This is a genomic window from Nonomuraea sp. KM90 (genome assembly GCF_052246675.1).
In the GTDB taxonomy this organism is placed as follows: Bacteria; Actinomycetota; Actinomycetes; order Streptosporangiales; family Streptosporangiaceae; genus Nonomuraea.
The window spans coordinates 1-3,366 of the sequence record NZ_JBQQCB010000298.1 but is presented as its reverse complement, the minus strand read 5'-3'; the positions used below and the strand labels follow the sequence as shown (position 1 = coordinate 3,366).

5 protein-coding genes and 1 pseudogene are annotated in these 3,366 nt (G+C 72.4%); 4 read left to right on the top strand and 2 right to left on the bottom strand.

Features of this window, described 5'->3' with window-relative positions; genetic code table 11:
* Together ACTWPW_RS63480 and ACTWPW_RS63475 are read left to right on the top strand one after the other, a co-directional pair.
* The coding region (locus ACTWPW_RS63480) for an aminotransferase class I/II-fold pyridoxal phosphate-dependent enzyme (protein ID WP_443174924.1) at positions 1-764 on the top strand (764 nt) is incomplete at its 5' end.
* Positions 761-1,660 (top strand): DNA-3-methyladenine glycosylase family protein, encoded by a 900-nt coding sequence (locus tag ACTWPW_RS63475; RefSeq protein ID WP_375116093.1) that lies wholly within the window; start codon positions 761-763, stop codon positions 1,658-1,660. The genes ACTWPW_RS63480 and ACTWPW_RS63475, both read left to right, overlap by 4 nt.
* On the opposite strand, the gene ACTWPW_RS63470 is transcribed toward ACTWPW_RS63475, so the two are convergent.
* Positions 1,661-1,924 carry a winged helix-turn-helix transcriptional regulator gene (locus ACTWPW_RS63470; RefSeq protein WP_375116092.1) on the bottom strand — a complete coding sequence of 88 codons (264 nt, stop codon included), beginning with the start codon at positions 1,922-1,924 and terminating at the stop codon, positions 1,661-1,663.
* Positions 1,925-2,160: 236 nt separating this feature from the next.
* Here ACTWPW_RS63470 and ACTWPW_RS63465 point away from each other — a divergent pair, with 236 nt between their 5' ends.
* Positions 2,161-2,529, top strand: a complete 369-nt coding sequence (locus tag ACTWPW_RS63465) for an STAS domain-containing protein (protein WP_375116091.1) — start codon at positions 2,161-2,163, stop codon at positions 2,527-2,529.
* Between the two features lie 9 nt (positions 2,530-2,538).
* On the opposite strand, the gene ACTWPW_RS63460 is transcribed toward ACTWPW_RS63465, so the two are convergent.
* Positions 2,539-2,817 carry a hypothetical protein gene (locus ACTWPW_RS63460; RefSeq protein WP_364136763.1) on the bottom strand — a complete coding sequence of 93 codons (279 nt, stop codon included), beginning with the start codon at positions 2,815-2,817 and terminating at the stop codon, positions 2,539-2,541.
* Positions 2,818-3,029: 212 nt separating this feature from the next.
* Here ACTWPW_RS63460 and ACTWPW_RS63455 point away from each other — a divergent pair.
* Positions 3,030-3,366 (top strand): annotated as a pseudogene (locus ACTWPW_RS63455) (hypothetical protein); the annotation flags it as partial.

Here is a 3,366-nt window from a genome sequence, read left to right as displayed (position 1 = left end):
CACCTGGGCGCCCGCGGGTGGACACGCTGGAGGCCGCGGGCGCCCAGGTGGCCGTGTGCACGCCCGCGCACCAGTTCCCGCTGGGCACGAGCATGTCGGCCGAGCGCCGCTCGGCCCTGCTGGCCTGGGCCGACGAGCACCTCGGCTGGATCGTGGAGGACGACTACGACGGGGAGTACCGCTACGACCGGCACCCCATCGCCGCGCTCCAGTCCCGCCGCCCGTCCCGGATCGTGTACGCCGGCTCGACCAGCAAGACCCTCGGCCCCGCGGTCCGGCTCGGCTGGGTCGTCTGCCCGCCGCCGCTGCTCGAACCGCTGGTGGAGGCCAAGCGCCGGGCCAGGCAGTACAGCCCGCTGGACCAGCTCGCCCTGGCCAGGATGCTGGACACCGGCGACTACGACCGCCACCTGCGCACGGCGCGCCGCGGCTACCGGCGCCGCCGGGACCTGCTCGCCGGGGCCGTACGCGCCCGCCTGCCCCGGGCCCGCCTGCGCGGCATCGAGGCTGGCCTGCACGCGCTCCTGGAGCTGCCGCCCGGCCTGAGCGAGGCGGAGGCCGTGGCCGCGCTGCGCGCCGCCTCGGTCGGGGCGAGCCCGCTCGGCGACTACGTGCGCGGCGACCGGGACCGCCACCCGCCCTCCCTGGTCGTCGGGTACGCCGCACCGCTCGCCCACGCCTACCCCGCCGCCGTCGAGGCGCTGGTCCAGGCGATCGCCCGCCCGGGGAGCCGCCCTGCCGGGCCGCCTACCATACGCGCATGACCACGCACGGATTCACGCTCACCGCCCAGGGCCCGTTCGACTTCGCCGATTCGCTGCGCTTCGTCGAGGACTGGCCGGCCACCAGCGCGCTGCCGTCCGACGGCCGGGCGCTGCGCTTCGCCTACTGCGCGGAGTCCGACTGGCGGCCGATCGGCGTGCGCGTGACGGCCGCGCCGGACGGGGTCGACGTCGCCACGACGCGGGCCGCGGGGCCGGGCATCCGGGGCGAGGTGGCGCGGATCCTCTCCCTTGACGTGGACGGCGCCGGCTTCGCCAAGCTGGGCGAGGCCGATCCGGTGCTGGGCGACCTGCAACGGCTGCGCCCCGGCCTGCGCCCGGTGTGCTTCTGGAGCCCGTGGGAGGCGGCGTGCTGGGCGGTGATCGTGCAGCGCTCGTCGATGCTGATCGCCTCCCGGATCAAGCAGCGCATCGCGGAGCGGTACGGCGCGCAGGTCGAGCTGGACGGGCAGGCGTACCCGGCCTTCCCGCCGCCCGTCTCGCTGCTGGACGCGGGCGGCCTCGGGCTGCCCGCGCAGAAGGAGGAATGGGTGCGCGGGCTGGCCCGCGCGGCGCTCGACGGCGTGCTCACCACCGAGCACCTGCGCTCGCTCGCCCCCGAGGAGGCCCTGGCGGAGCTGCGCGCCCTGCCCGGCGTGGGGCCGTTCTCGGCGGGTTTGATCCTGATCAGGGGCGCGGGCGCCCCGGACGCGTTCCCGGGGGACGAGCCGCGGCTGTTCGGGATCCTGCGCGAGGCGTACGGGCTCCCGGAGGACGCCTCGCCCTCCTCCTACCGGAGGCTGGCCGAGGCGTGGCGGCCCTACCGGTCCTGGGCCTCGTTCCTCTTCCGGGCGACGGCCTACGGCGTCATGGAGGATCGGGCACCGGGCCGCGACTGATCAGGCGTCCTGCCGGGAGGGCAGGTCGTGCCGGGTGAACATGTCGATCAGCAGCCGGATCGGCAGGCCGGCCTCGGTGGGGTAGCGGAAGTGCTGGTCGAGGTTGACGCTGTAGCGGTTGCGCCGTCCGATCCGGTCACGGTTGAGGTAACCGTCCTCGTAGAGGTCGCGGACGATGCCCTGGACGGCGCGCTCGGTGATGCCGACGCCGGCGGCGATGTCGCGCAGCCGGATGTCCGGATCCCGGGCTATCTCCACGAGCACCCGCGCGTGATGGGTAAGAAATGTCCAACTGGACTGACGATCATCAGTATCGCTCACGGCCTTCGCCTCTTCGGCCCTGGTCCTGGCCCCGCTGGGCGGACGAAACTTATTACACGAAGATCTTATGACGAACTGTCTTTCCGGTATCTACCTTCGGGACTAGAGTAACCGCAACGGCAGGCGTCGCCGCGGTATCCGTTTCGACCCCCATCGGCAGCCCATCGCCAGGAGTGCCTGTGAAACTCACCTGTCGCCACCTGTCCGGGGCCACCCTGATCACCATCGCCGGTCAGGTGGACACCACCAGTTCCGCGCGGCTGGAAGACTACATCGACGAGCAGCGGCGGCGGCTGGACGAGCATGTCATCGTGGACATGAGCCGGCTGTCCTTCCTGGACAGCTCGGGTCTGGCCGTCCTGCTCGCCGCCGCGGCCCTCGCCAACGCCCACGGTGTCGGCCTGCACCTGGCCGCGCTGCAGTCGATGCCGGCCAGGTTGCTGGAGATCACCGGCGCGCTGCGCGCGGTGACGGTGTACGACCACGTGGAGCAGGCCATCGCGGCGATCGAGGACGTCGACCGCGTCAGCCCCTCGGAGTCCGGGTAGCGGCCCCGGTCACGCCGGCCGGCGGTGCACCCCGACGAGCGCGCCGTTCTGCCTGATCTGGGCCTCGTCGTACGGGCACAGCGCGCGGGTCACGTAGGACTCCGCGATGCTGTCGGCCTCTCCCCTGTCCACGCCCCAGCCGATCGTGTGCCAGCGCGCCTGACCCTCGCCGCCCGTGGTGTCCAGGACGGCGATCTCGTAGAGCTCGGCGGCGGCAGGCGGCGTGCAGCGGACGTGGCCGTGCGCTTCGGTGCGGACGTCCCGGCTGCCGGTCACCCGCTGGTCCATGTGGATCTCCCTCCGGTCGCACGATGCGGTCCGGAGATGCATGCCCCATCTACCGGCCGGTCACTCATGCCGCAGGTAGCGGCCGGCGGGCACCGGGCGGACGGGATCCTTACCGAACGCTGAGCCCCTGGCGAGAGCGCGCAGAGGTTGGTCCGGGAAGCCTCCGGTAGGCGGGCACACCGCATGTTCTCGACCGTCAAGGAGCGGACGCAATGACCTTCAACCCACTGCGCGAGCGGGGTATCCCGCTGGACAGGCAGCTGCGGAACTGGCGTGAGCTGAACGTCACGCCGATCGATCCCGACCATGCCGATCCGTACACGCGGTGCCGGATCATCACGATGAACGGGATCGAGGTGGAGGCGATCCTGTTCAGCCACCAGCTCGCCCGGCACTGCCCGGACCTGGAGATCAAGCAGCAACTGGCCCGGGTCCGCTACATCGAGGCCCAGCAGCAGAAGGTGGTCAACTGGCTGCTGCCCGGCCTGGCCTCGGTGCTGGAGACCACCATCGCCTACGAGCAGGTCGCCGTCGACCTGACCGCGTGGG